The organism is Pseudarthrobacter sp. BIM B-2242 (genome assembly GCF_014764445.1).
Taxonomy (GTDB): domain Bacteria; phylum Actinomycetota; class Actinomycetes; order Actinomycetales; family Micrococcaceae; genus Arthrobacter; species Arthrobacter luteus_A.
On sequence record NZ_CP061721.1, the window covers coordinates 2,506,106 to 2,524,059 of the forward strand.

General features: G+C 65.9%; 15 protein-coding genes and 1 riboswitch. Of the genes, 3 read left to right on the forward strand and 12 right to left on the reverse strand.

The annotated features are described in order from the left end of the window. Positions 1 to 26: 26 nt before the first annotated feature. From trmD to IDT60_RS11560, 6 genes are all read right to left on the reverse strand, one after another. Positions 27 to 836 carry a tRNA (guanosine(37)-N1)-methyltransferase TrmD gene (trmD, locus tag IDT60_RS11535; RefSeq protein ID WP_191079193.1) on the reverse strand — a complete coding sequence of 270 codons (810 nt, stop codon included), beginning with the start codon at positions 834 to 836 and terminating at the stop codon, positions 27 to 29. After that, complete coding sequence (gene rimM, locus IDT60_RS11540; RefSeq protein WP_191081924.1) at positions 837 to 1,379, reverse strand: ribosome maturation factor RimM; 543 nt, start codon at positions 1,377 to 1,379, stop codon at positions 837 to 839. It abuts the gene before it with no gap. A gap of 113 nt (positions 1,380 to 1,492) precedes the next feature. After that, a complete protein-coding gene (locus IDT60_RS11545) occupies positions 1,493 to 1,735 on the reverse strand; it encodes an RNA-binding protein (RefSeq protein WP_056349097.1) in 243 nt (80 codons plus the stop codon). A gap of 1 nt (position 1,736) precedes the next feature. Continuing rightward, entirely contained in the window at positions 1,737 to 2,153 is a 417-nt protein-coding gene (gene rpsP / locus IDT60_RS11550; protein ID WP_190989827.1) for a 30S ribosomal protein S16, read from the reverse strand. A gap of 212 nt (positions 2,154 to 2,365) precedes the next feature. Beyond that, positions 2,366 to 2,803 carry a hypothetical protein gene (locus IDT60_RS11555; protein ID WP_191079194.1) on the reverse strand — a complete coding sequence of 146 codons (438 nt, stop codon included), beginning with the start codon at positions 2,801 to 2,803 and terminating at the stop codon, positions 2,366 to 2,368. A 115-nt stretch (positions 2,804 to 2,918) separates the two neighbouring features. Continuing rightward, positions 2,919 to 3,794, reverse strand: a complete 876-nt coding sequence (locus IDT60_RS11560; RefSeq protein WP_191079195.1) for a VOC family protein — start codon at positions 3,792 to 3,794, stop codon at positions 2,919 to 2,921. 119 nt (positions 3,795 to 3,913) lie between these two features. Next, positions 3,914 to 4,021, forward strand: a riboswitch (TPP riboswitch). On the opposite strand from IDT60_RS11560, the gene thiC reads away from it, so the two are divergent. Continuing rightward, positions 4,016 to 5,860: a phosphomethylpyrimidine synthase ThiC gene (gene thiC, locus IDT60_RS11565; protein ID WP_191079196.1), complete on the forward strand. Its 1,845-nt coding sequence runs from the start codon at positions 4,016 to 4,018 to the stop codon at positions 5,858 to 5,860. It overlaps the preceding riboswitch by 6 nt. On the opposite strand, the gene IDT60_RS11570 is transcribed toward thiC, so the two are convergent. Next, a complete protein-coding gene (locus IDT60_RS11570) occupies positions 5,843 to 6,577 on the reverse strand; it encodes an alpha/beta hydrolase (RefSeq protein WP_164199216.1) in 735 nt (244 codons plus the stop codon). The genes thiC and IDT60_RS11570 overlap by 18 nt on opposite strands. Positions 6,578 to 6,683: 106 nt before the next feature. Continuing rightward, complete coding sequence (gene ffh / locus IDT60_RS11575; RefSeq protein ID WP_191079197.1) at positions 6,684 to 8,264, reverse strand: signal recognition particle protein; 1,581 nt, start codon at positions 8,262 to 8,264, stop codon at positions 6,684 to 6,686. A gap of 88 nt (positions 8,265 to 8,352) precedes the next feature. On the opposite strand from ffh, the gene IDT60_RS11580 reads away from it, so the two are divergent. After that, positions 8,353 to 9,756 carry a glucose-6-phosphate dehydrogenase gene (locus IDT60_RS11580; RefSeq protein WP_191079198.1) on the forward strand — a complete coding sequence of 468 codons (1,404 nt, stop codon included), beginning with the start codon at positions 8,353 to 8,355 and terminating at the stop codon, positions 9,754 to 9,756. Between the two features lie 76 nt (positions 9,757 to 9,832). Here IDT60_RS11580 and IDT60_RS11585 read toward each other — a convergent pair whose 3' ends face one another. Further along, positions 9,833 to 10,171 carry a P-II family nitrogen regulator gene (locus tag IDT60_RS11585; protein ID WP_164199210.1) on the reverse strand — a complete coding sequence of 113 codons (339 nt, stop codon included), beginning with the start codon at positions 10,169 to 10,171 and terminating at the stop codon, positions 9,833 to 9,835. Beyond that, positions 10,168 to 11,514, reverse strand: a complete 1,347-nt coding sequence (locus tag IDT60_RS11590; protein ID WP_191079199.1) for an ammonium transporter — start codon at positions 11,512 to 11,514, stop codon at positions 10,168 to 10,170. Before IDT60_RS11590 ends, IDT60_RS11585 begins: the two co-directional genes overlap by 4 nt. A 227-nt stretch (positions 11,515 to 11,741) precedes the next feature. Here IDT60_RS11590 and IDT60_RS11595 point away from each other — a divergent pair, with 227 nt between their 5' ends. Continuing rightward, positions 11,742 to 12,989 carry an MFS transporter gene (locus IDT60_RS11595; RefSeq protein ID WP_191079200.1) on the forward strand — a complete coding sequence of 416 codons (1,248 nt, stop codon included), beginning with the start codon at positions 11,742 to 11,744 and terminating at the stop codon, positions 12,987 to 12,989. A gap of 81 nt (positions 12,990 to 13,070) precedes the next feature. On the opposite strand, the gene ftsY is transcribed toward IDT60_RS11595, so the two are convergent. Together ftsY and smc are read right to left on the reverse strand one after the other, a co-directional pair. Further along, on the reverse strand, positions 13,071 to 14,279 hold the full coding sequence (gene ftsY, locus IDT60_RS11600; RefSeq protein ID WP_191079201.1) for a signal recognition particle-docking protein FtsY: 1,209 nt from the start codon (positions 14,277 to 14,279) through the stop codon (positions 13,071 to 13,073). Between the two features lie 55 nt (positions 14,280 to 14,334). Beyond that, on the reverse strand, positions 14,335 to 17,919 hold the full coding sequence (smc, locus tag IDT60_RS11605) for a chromosome segregation protein SMC (RefSeq protein WP_191079202.1): 3,585 nt from the start codon (positions 17,917 to 17,919) through the stop codon (positions 14,335 to 14,337). Between the last annotated feature and the right edge of the window lie 35 nt (positions 17,920 to 17,954).

A 17,954-nucleotide genomic window follows, 5' to 3' on the forward strand; every position in this document is an offset into this window, starting at 1 on the left:
TTGCTCCGGCGGCCAGGCCTGCCGGCTCAGGCTGGGGCGTCGGTTCCGGTGCCCCGTGCACGCAGGTGACCGTCGACGACGTCGTACCCGAGTTCATAGAGAGCCGTACGGTCGGCACGTGGCAGCTTGCCGGCGTCGAACGTTTCCAGCAGGTCCGGGCGCCGTTCCGCCGTCCGCCGGTACTGCTGGTGGCGCCGCCACTGCGCGATCTTGCCGTGGTTGCCGCTCAGCAGCACCGCCGGCACTTCCCGCTCACGCCAGCTGGCGGGTTTGGTGTACACGGGGTATTCCAGCAGCCCGTCCGAGTGCGACTCCTCAACCAGGGATTCGGGGTTGCCGACCACCCCGGGCAACAGCCTGCCGATGGCCTCCACCATGGCCAGAACGGCTACTTCGCCGCCATTGAGCACATAGTCACCCAGGCTCATGGGCCGGACGGTGAAGTGTTCCGCCGCCCATTCGATGACACGCTCGTCGATGCCTTCGTAGCGTCCGCAGGCAAAGACTAATTGCTCTTCTTCGGCAAGCTCATGCGCCAGCGCCTGGGTGAACCGCTCACCTGCCGGCGACGGCACAATCAGGACCGGCTTGGCTGCCGGGTCAGCGTTGGCACCGGCAATGGACGCCAGCGCCTGCGCCCATGGCTCTGCCTTCATAACCATCCCGGCACCGCCACCATAGGGGGTGTCGTCCACGGACCGGTGCTTGTCCGTCGTGAATTCCCGCAGGTCGTGAACGTGCAGGTCCAGCAGGCCGTCCTGGCGTGCTTTGCCAATAAGGGACAGCTCCAGGGGTGCCAGGTACTCCGGGAAGATGCTGACGACGTCGATTCTCATCTACGCGCTGCCCTCAGGTCCGCCTGCAGCGTCGTCGGAGTTGATGTCAAAGAGCCCGTCCGGCGGCGTGAGCAGGACGAAACCTTCGGCAACGTTGACTTCAGGCACGATCTGCTCCACGAAGGGGATGAGGATTTCCTTGCCGTCAGCATCTTCGACCACCAGCAGGTCCTGGACCGGCATGGTGTGCAGGGCCGCGATCTTGCCCACCACCTGGGAGCCCACACGCGCTTCAAGCCCCACCAGTTCGTGTTCGTACCAGCCTTCGTCGTCGTCAGCTTCCAGCTCTTCGGTTTCGATGAACAGCTTGGCGCCGCGGAGCGTCTCGGCCTGGTTGCGGGTTTCGATTCCCTCGAACGCGAGCAGGAGGATGTCCTTGTTCCAGCGGGCACTCTCGACAGTCAGGGGCCCGGCCGAGGCCGGCTCCACCACGAACTCGGTGCCCGGCACAAACCGGTCCGCAGGAGCATCGGTCAAAACCTGGACCGTCACTTCCCCGCGGATTCCGTGCGGTTTGCCGATTCGTGCCACCTGAAGCTGCATCTGTTCCTCTGTTCCGGTTGTGGGTGTATCCACAGTGTTGTGATAAAAGCACTCCGGCCCCTCCACCATCATGGGTGGAAGGGCCGGAGCAAAAAACTGATAGTGCCGAGCGCTTAGCGGCGGCGGTCGGTGTCGACGACGTCGACCCTAACCGGTTCGCCGTCTGCCAGTGCCGCCACAACGGTGCGCAGTGCACGTGCGGTGCGGCCCTGACGGCCGATCACCCGTCCCAGGTCATCCTGATGAACACGGACCTCGAGGGTGTCCCCGCGGCGGTTGTTCTTCGAGCTGACCTTGACATCTTCCGGTGAATCAACGATTCCCCGGACCAGGTGTTCGAGCGCTTCTGCCAGCAATCTACTCAGCCTCGGTGGCTTCTGCTTCGGCCGGGGCCTCTGCTGCGTCAGACTGCTTTGCCTTCTTGGTGATGGCTTCCGGGATGATCACGGAACCCTTTTCCGGGGCAACAAAGGCAGCCTTGGGAGCTTTCGTCTTCAGGGTGCCTTCCTGGCCCGGGAGGCCCTTGAACTTCTGCCAGTCACCGGTGATCTTGAGGATCGCGGCAACCTGCTCGGACGGCTGTGCGCCGACGCCGAGCCAGTACTGGGCACGGTCCGTGTCGACCTCGATGTATGAGGGCTCTTCGGTGGGGTGGTACTTGCCGATCTCTTCGATGGCACGGCCGTCACGCTTGGAGCGTGCGTCCATAACGACGATGCGGTAGTACGGTGCGCGCATTTTACCAAAGCGCTTAAGGCGAATCTTTACGGCCACTTTTGTGGTCACTCCTGTTTCAGAAAAGGGTTGAACCGACGTTCTGCACCCGTGGGGCGGGCCATACTTGAGGGTTCGAAGGACAGGATCCGGACGCGGAGAGAGGGGCCACGCAGATCGAGTACCTGTTTATTGTGCCAGATCAGCGTCAGGATTTCGACTTGACACGTTTTGAAGCGGCAGCCGGGACAACGTGGAAGGCCGCCGCCGGACTAGGAAGACCAGACATACAGGCCAGTGCGCTCGGCGTCGCCGATTCCACTGGCCAGCCCGGCAAGCTGCCGGACATAGTCCCGGGCCTCGGTGACGCCGAATGGCATGTCATCCTGGGCAGCCCACTGTTCAGCGACGTCCTCCAGGACATTGCCTTCACCCTCAGTTTCGTAGCTGAGGAGGTCAGCCAGCGCACGCACCATGGCCGGCGGGACACCGAGGAGGGAGTCGCTGGAGACGTCAACCATGGCCAGTTCGTAACCCTCGCCACCGGCGTGGACGGCAGCCCCGGCAAGGTCCCCGAGCTGTTCGATCTCAAAATCACTGATTTCAGGTATCCGCAGCGCGGGTCCGGACGGCGTGCCGCCGGCATCAAGGACCCCGGCGCGTTTCAGCGCGGCGTCGTGGGTAGCTACAAAGATTTCAGTGAAGCCCATGGGAACAGCCCTCATTCCGTCGACGGTGCGGCCCAGACGGGCAGCGTAGGGTGCCGCCCCCGGCCGTTCGAAATCAGCCTAGTGCATGGTGGGCCGCACTTCCGGCCACGCCTGCTCAGCGGACGGCTACCCGGATGTTGTTGCGCCACGGATCCTCAAAGCGCAGCTCGGCACCCGTGTGCCGGGAGGCCACGCCGGCCACCTTCAGGCGGTCCGCGAGTGCTCCGACATCATCCCCGGAGGCCACCTCGATCAGCACCTCGCCGAGGCCCAGGGTGTCCTTGCGCGGCCCGGCGCCGCGGCTGTTCCAGACGTTCATGGCCATGTGATGGTGGTACCGGCCCGCCGAGACAAACAGGGCCTGGCCATGCCAGCCGGCGGTCTTTTCGAAGCCGAGGGTGCTGACGTAGAAATCGTGTGCTGACTGGACGTCCCCCACCTGGAGGTGGACGTGGCCCACGCCGGCTTCAGTGCCCAGCTGCCCGTCCAGGGATTCCTGGCTCAGGTGCTGTTCGAGGTAGCGCTGGGGCGGCAGGGCCAGGCTGTCCATCACCACTTCGGTGCCGTTCCAGGACCAGTTCTTGCGGGGCCGGTCCCAGTAGAGCTCGATGCCGTTGCCCTCGGGGTCGTTGAAGTAGAAGGCTTCGCTGACGAGGTGATCGGCGCTGCCGGTAAAGAGCCGGGGGTCGAACTGTGCTGCGGTGGCGACAGTGGCCGCCAGTGCAGCCTGGTTGTCGAAGAGCAGGGCCGTGTGGAACAGGCCTGCCTCTCCCCTGCCAGGCAAGCGCAGCGACGGGGCGGGCGCCAGGTGGACCAGGGGACGCCTGAGGCGGCCCAGGTAGACGCCGCCGTCCTCTTCGGCCACAACCTCAAGGCCCAGGGCCCGCTGGTAGTAGTCGGTCATCAGCTTCATATCGGCCACCTTGAGCATGACAGTGCCCATGGAGAGGTCGGCAGGTAGAAGATCCTGGCTGGTGGCTGCTGCAGTCATGTGAAAGCTCCCGGTCCGCTGGCTTTCGGGGTTGAAGGCCGTTATGCGTCTAATTTACTTGAAGCTTCAATTTAATACAAGTGTTCCGCGGGATCCGGGCAGCGGCTGTGGTAGCTTCGTTTTGACCACACGGGTGCCCTTGCAGGGGCTGAGATCGGGCTGACGCAGCCTGCGACCGTCGAACCTGTCCGGGTAATGCCGGCGAAGGAAGTGAGTATTCATTGAATACGCAAGAAACACAGCTGATCCCTGCCCAAAATGAAGCGGATGGGAATCACAGGCTCCGGCCGGAAACCCAATCCCTGAAGTCTCATTCGCTGGCCTTCATCAACGATGAAGACTCCGGCATCCGGGTACCCGTAACCGAAATCGCCTTGGAACCCTCGCCCAACGGCGACGCAAACGGCCCCTTCCGCGTCTACCGCACCGCGGGCCCGGGCAGCGATCCTGTCGTGGGCCTCAGCCCTTTCCGGCGCGAATGGATCGAGGATCGCGGGGACACCGAACCGTACAGCGGCCGGGAGCGGAACCTGCTCGACGACGGCAAGTCGGCTGTCCGCCGCGGCGCCGCCTCAGCGGAGTGGAAGGGCGCACAGCCGGTGCCCCGCCGCGCCGTCGCCGGCAAGACCGTTACCCAGATGCACTATGCACGGCAGGGCATGGTGACGCCGGAGATGCAGTTTGTGGCGCTCCGCGAAAACTGCGATGTTGAACTGGTCCGCAGCGAAGTGGCCGCCGGGCGTGCCATCATCCCGAACAACATCAACCACCCGGAATCCGAGCCGATGATTATTGGCAAGGCATTCCTGGTGAAGATCAACGCCAACATCGGCAACTCCGCGGTCACCAGCTCCATCGCCGAGGAAGTGGACAAGCTGCAGTGGGCCACGCAGTGGGGTGCCGACACAGTAATGGACCTGTCCACCGGCGACGACATCCACACCACCCGTGAATGGCTCATCCGCAATTCCCCCGTCCCGATCGGTACGGTGCCCATTTACCAGGCGCTCGAGAAGGTCAACGGCGAGGCCAACAAGCTCACCTGGGAGATTTTCCGCGACACCGTGATCGAACAGTGTGAGCAGGGCGTGGACTACATGACCATCCACGCCGGAGTCCTGCTGCGCTATGTCCCGCTCACCGCCAACCGCGTCACGGGGATCGTCTCGCGCGGCGGCTCCATCATGGCCGGCTGGTGCCTTGCCCATCACCAGGAGAACTTCCTGTACACGCACTTCGACGAGCTGTGCGGGATCTTCGCCAAATACGACGTCGCGTTTTCCCTGGGCGACGGCCTCCGCCCGGGCGCGACGGCAGACGCGAACGACGCCGCCCAGTTCGCCGAGCTGGACACCCTGGCGGAGCTGACCCTGCGGGCCTGGGAATTCGACGTGCAGGTAATGGTGGAAGGGCCCGGGCACATCCCCTTCCACTTGGTCCGGGAGAACGTGGAGCGCCAGCAGGAACTCTGCAAGGGTGCCCCTTTCTACACGCTGGGGCCGCTGGTCACCGACATCGCCCCGGGGTATGACCACATCACCTCGGCAATCGGGGCCACGGAAATCGCCCGCTATGGTACCGCCATGCTGTGTTACGTCACGCCCAAGGAGCATCTGGGCCTGCCCAACAAGGACGATGTGAAGACGGGGGTCATCACCTACAAGATCGCGGCCCACGCGGCCGACCTCGCCAAGGGCCACCCGGGAGCGCACGAAAGGGACGATGCCCTGTCCAAGGCAAGGTTCGAATTCCGCTGGCGGGACCAGTTCGCGCTGTCCCTCGATCCGGTGACGGCGGAGGCGTTCCATGACGAGACGCTGCCGGCCGAGCCTGCCAAGACCGCGCACTTCTGCTCCATGTGCGGCCCCAAATTCTGCTCCATGAAGATCAGCCAGGACATCCGGGACGAATATGGCTCTGCCGACGCGCAGGCAGCCATTGCCGGAATCTACAGCGGGATGCGCGAAAAAAGCGAGGAGTTCCTGGCGAAGGGCGGGAAGGTGTACCTGCCTGAACTTCAGCTCCCCGCGGCGGCAGGGGCGGCGTCCTCAGGAGGCCTGGAGTGAGCGCGCCCGGCTGACGTCGGCAATAAAGGACCGGACAGCGAAGTCACCTTCACGCGAATCCTGAGGCCGGTGCCCGCCCGCAGCAATGCGGTGCAGGGCGCCGGTCTCACGCAGGTAGCCGGCGATTTCCTCGTAGAGCGGTTCCCAGCCGCCGGTCAGGACCATCGTGGGGACGCCCGGCACGATGTGCAGCGGGGCTTCCCACGCCGGCGCCTGCAGCCGGAGCCTGCGCGCCGAACGCCTTTCTTCCTGGGATACAGGCTCCTGAAGATCCACGGCAAACATACGGCGGACGTATTCGCGCTGGAAGTCCTCATCACCCAGTTGATGCCGGACATCGAAAAGCGGCTGCATCAGGGCGCGGTGCGCGGCAGTGGCGGGAAGTTCAGCCGTCAGTGACAGACAGGCCGGTTCCACCAGCGTCAGCGAATACACGAGGTCCGGGCGTTCGACGGCGGCCGTCATCGCTGCAATGGCGCCCTGGGCATGCGCCACCACATGGCCGCCGGCGGCACCGCGGCCGTCATCCGCCAGGGACCTCAGGACAATGGCCATGTCCTCCTCAAAGGACGATTCCACCGGTTCAGCCATGGGATCGAACCCATGGCGCCGCAGGAACAGAGCATCATAGTTCAGCGCCATTCCGTGCTGCCGCGGCCACGCCGCCGCGCCGAACGGACCGGCGCCGTGCACGAAAACTACCCTCTGCTTGAACATGACCCAACCCTATTCCACGGCAATGACATCAAAAGTAAGTAGCAGTAAGTGTCGTTTAGAGCGCTCAAAACGACACTTACTGCTACTCAGTTGGGCGGGCGGGCGGTTACTTGCCGAGGAACTTGTCGAAGCCCTTGGGCAGGTTCAGCTGTGAGGGATCGAAATCGCCGGACTGCTGGCCGAAAGCCGCACCGGTGGGCAGCGCCTTGGCCGCGCCCGCACGCCGGGCTTCGGCGTCCTTGAGCTCCTGGGCTGCCTTGGCCGGGTTGCCTGAACGTGCCTTCTTCTTCGGGGCGTTTTTGCCGCCCTTCCGCGCACCGCCGGGCCCGCCCATGCCGGGCATCCCCGGCATGCCCGGCATGCCGCCGCCCTGGGCCATCTTCTTCATCATCTTCTGGGCCTGGGCGAACCGCTCCAGCAGGCCGTTGACCTCGGACACATGCACGCCGGAGCCACGCGCGATGCGTGCCCGGCGGGAACCGTTGATGATCTTCGGAGCCACACGCTCATGCGGGGTCATGGAGCGCACAATCGCCTCCACGCGGTCGATCTCGCGCTCGTCGAAGTTTTCCAGCTGCTGCCGGATGTTTTGCGCGCCCGGCATCATCATGAGCATCTTCTTCATGGAGCCCATGTTGCGGATCTGCTGCATCTGGGCCAGGAAGTCGTCCAGGGTGAAGTCTTCCTGGTCGGCGAACTTCTTCGCCATCCGGGCGGCTTCGTCCTTGTCCCAGTTCTTCTCGGCCTGCTCGATCAGGGTGAGGACGTCGCCCATGTCCAGGATGCGCGAGGCCATGCGGTCCGGGTGGAAGAGCTCAAAGTCGTCCAGGCCTTCACCTGTGGACGCGAACATCACGGGCTTGCCGGTGACCGACGCAACGGACAGCGCGGCACCGCCGCGGGCGTCGCCGTCGAGCTTTGACAGCACGATGCCGGTGAAGTTCACGCCTTCGTCAAAGGCCATCGCCGTGTTAACGGCGTCCTGGCCGATCATGGCGTCGATGACGAACAGCACTTCGTTGGGAACGATGGCGCGCCGGATCTGGCTGGCCTGTTCCATCATTTCGGCGTCCACACCGAGGCGGCCGGCGGTATCGACAATCACGACGTCGTGCAGCTTCTGGCGTGCTTCCTCGACGCCGGCGCGGGCGACGGCGACCGGGTCACCGGCGGGGTGCTCCAGTTCGGAGGTGGCACCCGGGTGCGGTGCGAACACGGGCACACCGGCGCGCTTGCCCACAACCTGGAGCTGGGTCACCGCGTTGGGGCGCTGGAGGTCGCAGGCCACGAGGATGGGGCTGTGGCCCTGGGCCTTGAGCCACTTGGAGAGCTTGCCGGCCAGGGTGGTCTTGCCGGCGCCCTGGAGGCCGGCCAGCATGATGACCGTGGGGCCGGTCTTGGCCAGGCGGATGCGGCGGGTCTCGCCGCCGAGGATCTCAACCAGTTCCTCGTTGACGATCTTGACGATCTGCTGGCTGGGGTTCAGGGCCGCCGATACTTCGGCACCGAGGGAGCGTTCCCGGACCCTGGCCGTGAACTCGCGCACGACGGGAACGGCGACGTCGGCATCCAGGAGGGCGCGGCGGATCTCCCGGACTGTGGCATCAACATCAGCCTCGGTGAGGCGGCCCTTGCCACGAAGGTTCTTGAAGGTTGCTGTCAACCGGTCAGAGAGTGAATTGAACACGCGCCGCGCACTTCTTTCAGTGGAGTTACAGGGGGGACTCGACTATCTAGGGTACCAAGCCGGGCATGGATGATGGCATGCTGACAAGGTGACGAGCCAAACGAGTGTAAAAACCCTGCTCATCCTGGGGGCCTCCGGGGATCTGACCGGCCGCCTCCTCCTGCCCGGCCTGGCCCGGCTGGTAGCGAAAGGCCGTGCCGGTGATCTGAACCTGGTGGGAGCCGGCTCGGACGACTGGACCCCGGACCAGTGGCAGTCCCGGGTGCATGAAGCCTTCGCTGCAGCGGCGGAGACGGCAGATCCGGCCGGACGCAAAGAGCTCACCGCCGTCGAAAAGGCCACGGTCTATCACCAGCTCGACGTTACGGCCGAGGGAGCATTAGCCGCGCTGCTGGCCGGACTCGAAGGGCCCACCGCCATCTACTTCGCCCTGCCGCCCCGGATCAGCCAGCTGGCCTGCGAGTCCCTGCGTCCTGACCAGGTACCTGCCGGGACCCGGCTGGTCATGGAAAAACCGTTCGGCTCGAGCGAAGAGTCGGCCCGGTCCCTTAACCGGACGCTGGCGGCACTCGTGCCGGAGGACCATATCCACCGTGTGGACCATTTCCTGGGCAAAGCCACCGTCCTGAACATCCTCGGGCTGCGGTTCGCCAACAACTTCCTGGAACCGGTCTGGAACCGTGAACATGTGGCCAAGGTGGAAATCATCTTCGATGAGGACCTGGCACTGGAGGGCCGCGCCCGCTACTACGACCGGGCCGGCGCGCTGCGGGACATGATCCAGAGCCACCTGCTGCAGATCATGGCGCTGGTGGCCATGGAACCGCCGGCCACCATCGGCGAGCGCGACCTTCGCGACGCTGTGGCAACCGTCCTGCGCGCCAGCACCATCAGCGCGCCGTATGCCAAATCAACCCACCGGGCCCGGTACACGGCGGGCTCGATCGCGGGCAGCAAAGTCCCGGACTATGCCAAAGAAGCCGGTGTGGACCCGGACCTCGGCACGGAGACCCTGGCCGAGGTCCGGGTGGACATCAACAACTGGCGCTGGCAGGGCGTTCCCTTCATCCTCCGGTCCGGCAAGGCGCTGGGCGTGAAACGCAAAGAGGCAGTGATCACGTTCCTTCCGGTTCCCCACCTTCCGGCCGGGTTTACCGGGGTGGACTCCCCCAACCAGCTGCGGATCGGCTTCGGCCCGGACACGCTCCAGTTCGACGTCGACGTCAACGGCCCCGGCAGCATCCTCAGCCTCAGCCGCGTGACCCTGGATGCCGAACTCAGCGCTTCGGAGCTGCTGCCCTACGGCGAAGTCTTGGAGGGAGTGGTGAACGGTGACCCCCTGCTGTCCGTCCGCGGGGACACCGCCGAGGACTGCTGGCGGATCCTTGAGCCTGTGCTGAAGGCCTGGCAGCGGGGGACGGTGCCGCTTGAGGAGTACGACGCCGGGTCGTCCGGTCCAGCAGGCTGGTCCGGTTCGGCGCCGGCGGAGTAGCTCCACAACAGAGAGCGGGCAGGGAACCTGGTTCCCTGCCCGCTCTCTGTTGTGTCGGTGACTGCTGCGCTGCCTGCTAGATCGCTGCCACGCCGCGTTCTCCGGTGCGTACCCGGACTGCTTCGAAGACGTCCATGGTCCAGACCTTGCCGTCGCCTGCGCGGCCGGTGTTGGAGCTGGCGATGATGACATCAAGGATGTCGTCGGCCTGTTCGTCTGTCGCGAGCACTTCCACCCGTACCTTGGGCAGGAGATCCACGTTGTATTCCGCGCCGCGGTAGACCTCGGTGTAGCCGCGCTGGCGGCCGTAGCCGCTGGCCGCACTGACCGTCAGCCCCTGCACACCGTAGGACTCCAGTCCTTCGCGGATGGCTTCGAGCTTCTCCGGGCGGACGATGGCTGTGATCAGTTTCATGCTTCCACGCTTTCCTTGCCGGCTGCCGGCTCCGTCTTCTTGGCGTCGGCTGCGGCGTTGCCGGCCGGTGCCTTTCCGGTGATCAGTTCGTGGAGCGGCTGGAAGCTTCCGCCCTGCCCGCCTACCCCGAACTCGTATGCCGTTTCAGCGTGCAGGCTGAGGTCTACGCCCACTGCTTCCTGCTCCTGGGAGACGCGGAAGCCCATGGTCTTGTGGATGGCGAAGGCGATGATCGCCGTCAGGATGGCCGAGTAGGCAATGGCGATGCCGGCTGCCGCCAGCTGGGCCCACATCTGGGCCATGCCGCCGCCGTAGAAGAGGCCGCCGCCCACACCGTCGGTGGGGAGGGCGATGAAGCCAAGGGCCACCGTGCCGATGATGCCGGAGACAAGGTGGACGCCGACAACATCCAGGGAGTCATCGAAGCCCCAGCGGAACTTGAGGCCGACGGCCAGTGCCGAGGCGACACCTGCAACGACGCCGAGGCCGAGCGCGCCCACCGGGCTGACGTTGGCGCAGGCAGGGGTGATGGCGACCAGGCCGGCCACAACACCGGAGGCTGCACCGAGGGAGGTGGGGTGGCCGTCGCGGATGCGTTCGGTGACGAGCCAGCCGAGCATGGCCGCTGCCGGAGCTGCGAGGGTGTTGATCCAGATCAGGCCGCCCTGTTCAGCTGTGGTGGCCGCGCCGCCGTTGAAGCCGAACCAGCCGAACCAGAGGATGGCCGCACCAAGCATCACGAACGGGATGTTGTGGGGACGGTGGTTGGGGTCCTTGCCGAAGCCGCGGCGGTTGCCGATGATCAGCACGAGGATGAGGGCCGCAACACCGGCGTTGATGTGCACCACGGTACCGCCGGCGAAGTCGATGGCCGGGCCGAGTGCCTGACCGATCGCGCCTTCGGGACCGAACAAACCACCGCCCCACACCATGTAAGCCAGCGGGCAGTAAACGAGCGTGACCCAGACGGGCACAAACACAGTCCAGGCGCCGAACTTGGCGCGGTCAGCGATCGCACCACTGATCAGGGCTACCGTGATGATGGCGAAGGTAGCTGCGTAGCCCACCTTGATCAGGCCGTCCGGGGTATCGATGCCTTCAAGGCCGAAGGTGGCGAACGGGTTCCCGACGATTTGGAGGAATCCTTCGCCGGAGCTCATCGACGCGCCCCACAGTACCCACACCACGCCGACCATGCCGATGGAGATGAAGCTCATCATCATCATGTTCAGTGCTGCCTTGGCGCGCGTCATGCCGCCGTAGAAAAATGCCAGACCCGGTGTCATGAACAGCACGAGTGCTGCCGCCACCATGAGCCATACGTGACCTGCTGTAAGTTCCATGGTGCACGTCCCTCCTCTTATCGATGCTGCGGATTTGTTCCGCCTGCCAACGCCTTTTGCGTCCTGAAAAGAGTTTGTCCGTGCAGTGTTTCGCCCGCGGAGGATTTAGATTGCTGGTTTGTTACAAGAACCTCTAGGAAGTAAATGGTGCATATCTGGCTTGTTACGGTTATGTTTCACCCCTGTCGCCGCCTACCGGCGGTCAAGCATGCAAGGAATCCCGCCCTATGACGGCACGTTCGCCTGTGAGCCGCGCCACAACACGGATTTTGTCCGTGATCCGCCCGCAGCGGCCCGGACTTCCGCGCGACGTTAAGGTGATGCTGGCCGCAGCCTTCCTTATCGCGCTTGGTTTCGGGCTGGTTGCGCCCGTGCTTCCACAATTCGCCACAACCTTCGACGTCGGCGCTACGGCCGCCGCGGTCATCGTGAGTATCTTCGCTTTTATGCGGCTGCTGTTCGCGCCGGCCGGGGGCGCCCTCATCGGCAGGTTGGGAGAACGGCCCGTATACGTGGCCGGCCTTCTCATTGTTGCGGTGTCGACGGCGGCGTGCGCGTTCGCCCAGGACTACGTGCAGCTTTTGGTCTTTCGTGGGCTCGGCGGGGTGGGCTCTGTGATGTTCACCGTTGCCTCCATGGCCTTGGTGGTCCGGCTGGCACCCCCGGAGAGCCGGGGCCGTGTGTCCGGCGCCTATGCCTCCGCCTTCCTGATCGGCAATGTCCTGGGCCCCGTGGTGGGCGGCATGCTGGCGGGCTTCGGGCTGCGGGTGCCCTTCCTCTGCTACGCGGCGGCCCTCATCCTTGCCGCCATCGTGGTGCAGACCCAGCTCAGCCACACGCCCTCATCTGCGAGGACCTCCGGCGGCCAGGCTCCGGCCATGGGTTTCGCGGACGCCCTGGGGGACGGTGCCTACCGCTCCGCGCTGGTTTCCAGCTTCGCCAACGGCTGGGCGACATTCGGCGTGCGGATGGCCACCGTGCCCCTCTTTGCGGTTGCGGCGCTCGGTGCGGGTCCTGAAGCTGCCGGCCTGGCGCTTGCCGTGTTCGCCGCGGGGAACGCCGCAGCGCTGACCTTTTCCGGGCGGCTGGCCGACAGCCTGGGCCGGAAGCCGATGTTGATCTCCGGGCTCCTGGTCGCCGGGCTTGCCACGGCCGCCATCGGCTTCACCTCCGGCCTGCCCTGGTTTCTGGTGGCCTCTGCAGTGGCCGGGGCGGGGTCGGGGCTGCTCGGCCCGGCCCAGCAGGCCGCCGTGGCCGACGTCATCGGGAACGAGCGGTCAGGCGGCAAAGTCCTGGCCGCTTACCAGATGACCTCAGACATCGGAGCGATTGCCGGGCCGGTCCTAGTGGGCGTCCTTGCGGACCAGCTGGGCTACGGGTGGGCGTTCGGCGTCACCGGCGGTGTCCTGGTGGCGGCAGCCGCCTGCTGGTCGGTCACGCGCGAGCCCCTTAGGCGCGAGCCCTCTACGCGCTAGCGCTTTAAACACGTCGAGGGGTGAGGTCCCGTCGCTAAGGCGTGCGCTTAGCGGCGGGACCTCACCCCTCGATGCAGGAGGCTAGTTGAGCAGGGCGTCCACAAAGCCTTCGGCGTCGAACGGCGCCAGGTCATCGGCACCTTCGCCCAGGCCGATGAGCTTGACCGGCACACCAAGCGACTTCTGGATGGCCACCACAATGCCGCCCTTGGCCGTGCCGTCGAGCTTGGTCAGGACGATGCCGGTGATGTTCACTACCTCGGCGAAAACGCGGGCCTGGTTGAGACCGTTCTGGCCGGTGGTGGCGTCCAGGACCAGCAGGACTTCGTCCACTTCGGCGAGCTTTTCGATGACGCGCTTGACCTTGCCGAGTTCGTCCATCAGGCCGGTCTTGTTCTGCAGGCGGCCGGCGGTGTCGATCATCACGACGTCGACTTCCTGGTCGATGCCTGCTTTGACCGCTTCGTAGGCGACTGAGGCGGGGTCTGCGCCGTCGATGTCGGACTTCACTGTGGGGACGCCCACGCGCTGTCCCCATGTGGCCAGCTGCTCCGCCGCGGCAGCGCGGAACGTGTCCGCCGCGCCCAGCAGGACGTCCTTGTCCTCGGCCACAAGCACGCGGGCGAGCTTGCCCACCGTCGTGGTCTTGCCCACGCCGTTGACGCCCACCACCAGCATGACGGCTGGCTTGTCTGCGTGCCGGGTGGTGTTCAGGCTGCGGTCCATGGTGGGATCCACCAGCTTGATGAGTTCCTCGCGGAGCAGTGCCTTGACCTGCTCAGGGGTCCGGGTGCCGAGGACCTTGACGCGTTCCCGCAGCGCGTCAACCAGCTGCATGGTCGGCTCGGTTCCGAGGTCGGCCAGGAGGAGGGTTTCCTCAACTTCGTCCCAGACATTTTCGTCGATCTTGTCGCTGGAGAGCAGCGCGAGCAGGCCCTTGCCCAGGATGTTGTTGGACCGGACCAGGCGTTCGCGCAGCCGGGTGAGGCGGCCGGCCACCGGCAGGGGCGTCTCCACCGGGATGGTTTCAAGGCCGGCTGCGTCGTCGGGGACGTCGGTGGTTTCGAGGTCTTCGAGGTCGACGCCGGCAGGAGCCTTCCGCTCGGCCGGAACCACGGGAGCGTCCTCCAGCAGCGTGCCGCCGCCTCGGGCCGTATCAGGATCATTGGCGTCCCGCGTCCCGGGGTACCGGTCGATGTTCTTCCGCGTCTTCATCAGGACCGGGATCAGCCCGCCAATAACCGCCAGGGCAGCAACAATGGACAGAATAATGGGGAGGATGTCATTCACTCCCCTAGCTTCTCACAAACGCGGCAGGCCCTTGCGGCCACCACCTGCGGGAACTCTAGACTTCGGCACCCAGTCGCTGGCTGATGACAGTTGATACGCCGTCGCCCCGCATGGTCACGCCATACAGCGCGTCAGCCACTTCCATAGTGCGTTTCTGATGGGTGATGACAATCAGCTGGCTGGACTCGCGCAGTTCCTCGAAGATGGTGATGAGCCGGCCCAGGTTGGTGTCGTCAAGGGCGGCCTCCACCTCATCCATCACGTAGAACGGCGAGGGGCGGGCCTTGAAGATGGCAACCAGCAGGGCCACGGCAGTGAGGGAACGCTCGCCGCCGGAGAGCAGCGAAAGCCGTTTGATCTTTTTGCCGGCCGGCCGCGCCTCCACCTCGATGCCGGTGGTGAGCATGTCCGACGGGTCGGTGAGGACCAGCCGGCCCTCTCCGCCGGGAAACAGCCGGCCAAAAACCCGGACGAACTGGGCCTGGGTGTCTTCGAACGCCTCGGCAAAGACCTTCTGGACTCGGTCATCCACTTCCTTGATGATGTCCAGCAGGTCCTTACGGCTGGCACGCAGATCCTCGAGCTGGGTGCTCAGGAACTGGTGCCGCTCCTCAAGGGCGGCAAATTCCTCCAGCGCCAGCGGATTGACCTTGCCCAGGGCTGACAGGTCCCGTTCTGCCTTCCGGAGGCGCTTTTCCTGTTCCTCGCGGACAAACGGCTTGCCTTCGACCACCGGCGTGCCGCTCTCATCCACCGGCGTCCTGAGGGCGGCCCATTTATCCCCGCTCTCCCCTGCGGGGACCGGGACCGGAACATCGGGTCCGTAGTCAGCCACCAGCACGTCCGGGGTGATGCCGAGTTCGTCGATGGACCGTGTTTCCAGGGCTTCGATCCGTGCCCGGTGCTGGGTCCGGGCCAGTTCGTCGCGATGAACCGAATCGGTCAGCTCCGCAAGTTCGCGGGCCAGCGAATCGTTCCCGGTCCTCACCGCCTGCAGTTCCCGGTCCCGCTGCTCCCGGTTTTCCTCGGCGAGATCGCGTTCCTCCCGAGCCAGCTCCACGGACACATCAATGAACCGGATGGCCAGCTCTGCGCCTGCCGACACCGCGGCCGCACGCTGTGCCTGGAGCCTGCGGCGGCGCGCCCGTTCCGCAGCCTCTTCCCTGGCCCTGCGTTCGGTGGCGGCGGCCCGATCCAGGGAGACCGCCCGGTTCCGGGTGGCTGTCAGCTGCTCTTCGGCGCTGCGGAGTGACAGCCTGGCATCCATCTCCGTGGACCGGGCCAGGGACGCCGCCAGTGCCAGCGCGTCGCGCTGATCGGTGGACGGCTCCGCTTCGGCCGGCGCTTCCTGCGCGGCTGCCAGGCGGGCGGCGATGGCTGCAAGCGCCTCTTCCTCAGTTCCCACATTCGCTTCAGCCTTGGCGAGCGAGGCCGCGAGCCTGTCGCTTTCGCCCGTGGCACTGCGGAGTACAGAGTTCAGGTGGCCCAGCCGTTCGGCGACAGCCGCCAGGCGTGCGTCGGAGTCATGAAGCCGGTCCAGCGCGGCCTCGGCCCTCGCCGCAGCCTGGGTGCGCCGCGCTTCAGCGCCGGCCAGGGCAAACCTGTTCCGCTCGAGAACGGCAGTGACGGCGGCGAGGCGGGCTTCGGCGTCGTCGACGGCGGCCTGCACTTCAAGGAGCGACGGCGCCTTTGCGGACCCTCCGGCAACCGTCAGCGCAGTCAGGACGTCTCCGGCGCCTGTCACTGCCTTCAGCTCCGGCCGTTCCGCCATCAGCCGGCCGGCGACGGCCACATCCTCGACGACAACGAATCCGGCCAGCAGTGCTGCCACAAGAGTGCCGCGGGCGTCGTCGGCCGAGACCAGGTCAGCGGCCCAGCGGGCACCCGGAGGCAATACTTCGCCCCGAGACGGATTGCGGCCCGGCTGCGCGGACTCCAGCAGCAGGACTGCACGCCCGGCGTCGTCATCCTTCAAAAGCTGCACGACGGCTGCGGCCACGGCCGGATCACGGACCAGGACCGCTTCGGAGGCATCGCCTAGCGCAGCGGCGATGGCTGCCTCGTTGCCGGGTTCGACGGCGAGCGCCCCGGCGAGCGTGCCCGCCACGCCGTCGAGCCCTGAATTCAGCACATGCGCTGCGCCGTCTTTGCGGTTCAGTCCAAGCTGCAGGGCATCGCGGCGGGCCACCAGGGCGTCGCGTTCGCGGACGGCCTCTCCCCCGGCGGTTTTGAGTTCGGCGATCTCCTGGACCACGGCGTCGAGTTCGGCGCTGGCGTCCTCGTAGTCGGCGTCGAGGCTTTCCTCCCCGTCCTCAACTCCCGCAACCTGGTTTTCCAGGGCAGTGAACTCTGCCTGGGCCTGGCGGCGCCGTTCCTGCCCGGCGGCGAGTGACTCCCGGAGCCTGCCCAATTCAGCCTGGGCAGACTCGACGCGCGACCTGGCCGCGCCTACCTGGCCTGCCAGCTTCGCAAGCCCTTCCCGGCGGTCCGCTGCGGCCCGGAGAACGGCGGTAAGGCGTTTGTCTTCGGCAGCGGCGGCATGTTCAGCGTCGGCCTTGGCGGCCGTGGCCGACTCAAGGGCACTGCGCCGGTCAAGGATGTGGCGCTCGAGCTCCGCCACTTCGTCGCGGACGCGCGCGGCCTGCCGTTCGAGCTGGTCAGGATCGCGGCCCGAATACGGTTCAGCATCAACTGCACCCAGGAGCCGGCCGCGTTCCCGGGCCAGGGAGCCAAGGGACCGGAGGCGTTCCCGTGCCGTGGTCAGCCTGTACCAGGAGTCCCGTGCCGCATTGAGCCTAGGCGTGGCCTCGGCAGCCAGGTGTTCCAGGCCGGCCTGCCGCCGCCGCCCGGTATCAAGTTCCTGCTCCACCACTTCCCGGCGGGCTTTCAGCGCCGCCTCGCCGGCAACGTCCTGCTCCAGCGTTGTCTGCTCCCGGACAAGATCGTGGGCGAGCAACCGCGCGCGGGCGTCCCGGACATCGAACTGGACCCGCTGGGCACGGCGGGCCACGTCCGCCTGCTTGCCGAGGGGGGTGAGCTGGCGCCTGATCTCTCCCGTGAGGTCGTTCAGCCGCTGCAGGTTCGCCTGCATGGCCTCCAGCTTGCGGACTGTCTTTTCCTTGCGGCGGCGGTGCTTGAGGATCCCCGCGGCTTCCTCGATGAAACCCCGGCGGTCCTCCGGAGTGGCATGCAGGACCTTATCGAGCTGGCCCTGGCCCACGATGACGTGCATTTCCCGGCCAAGGCCCGAATCGGAGAGCAGTTCCTGGATGTCGAGCAGGCGGCAACCGGCCCCGTTAATGGCGTATTCGGAGCCGCCGGTGCGGAACAGGGTCCGTGAGATGGTGACTTCGCTGTACTCAATGGGCAGGGCGCCGTCCGTGTTGTCGATGGTCAGGGAGACGTGGGCCCGGCCCAGGGGCGGCCTGCCGGAGGTGCCGGCAAAGATGACGTCTTCCATTTTGCCGCCCCGCAGCGTCTTGGCACCCTGCTCCCCCATGACCCAGGACAGGGCATCCACCACATTGGACTTTCCGGAGCCGTTCGGTCCCACCACGGCCGTGACTCCGGGCTCGAAGTCGAAGGTCGTTGCCGACGCGAACGACTTGAATCCCCGGACGGTGAGGCTCTTGAGGTGCAAGGTGTGTCGGGTCTCCTGCTTGGCTTTATGGGCGC

Bases quoted from the DNA above. Each gene is read 5' to 3' on its own strand.
- trmD (WP_191079193.1), bottom strand. From the start codon at position 836: ATGAGAATCGACGTCGTCAGCATCTTCCCGGAGTACCTGGCACCCCTG.
- rimM (WP_191081924.1), bottom strand. From the start codon at position 1,379: ATGCAGCTTCAGGTGGCACGAATCGGCAAACCGCACGGAATCCGCGGG.
- IDT60_RS11555 (WP_191079194.1), bottom strand. From the start codon at position 2,803: ATGGGCTTCACTGAAATCTTTGTAGCTACCCACGACGCCGCGCTGAAA.
- IDT60_RS11560 (WP_191079195.1), bottom strand. From the start codon at position 3,794: ATGACTGCAGCAGCCACCAGCCAGGATCTTCTACCTGCCGACCTCTCC.
- IDT60_RS11570 (WP_164199216.1), bottom strand. From the start codon at position 6,577: ATGTTCAAGCAGAGGGTAGTTTTCGTGCACGGCGCCGGTCCGTTCGGC.
- IDT60_RS11585 (WP_164199210.1), bottom strand. From the start codon at position 10,171: ATGAAACTGATCACAGCCATCGTCCGCCCGGAGAAGCTCGAAGCCATC.
- IDT60_RS11590 (WP_191079199.1), bottom strand. From the start codon at position 11,514: ATGGAACTTACAGCAGGTCACGTATGGCTCATGGTGGCGGCAGCACTC.
- IDT60_RS11595 (WP_191079200.1), top strand. From the start codon at position 11,742: ATGACGGCACGTTCGCCTGTGAGCCGCGCCACAACACGGATTTTGTCC.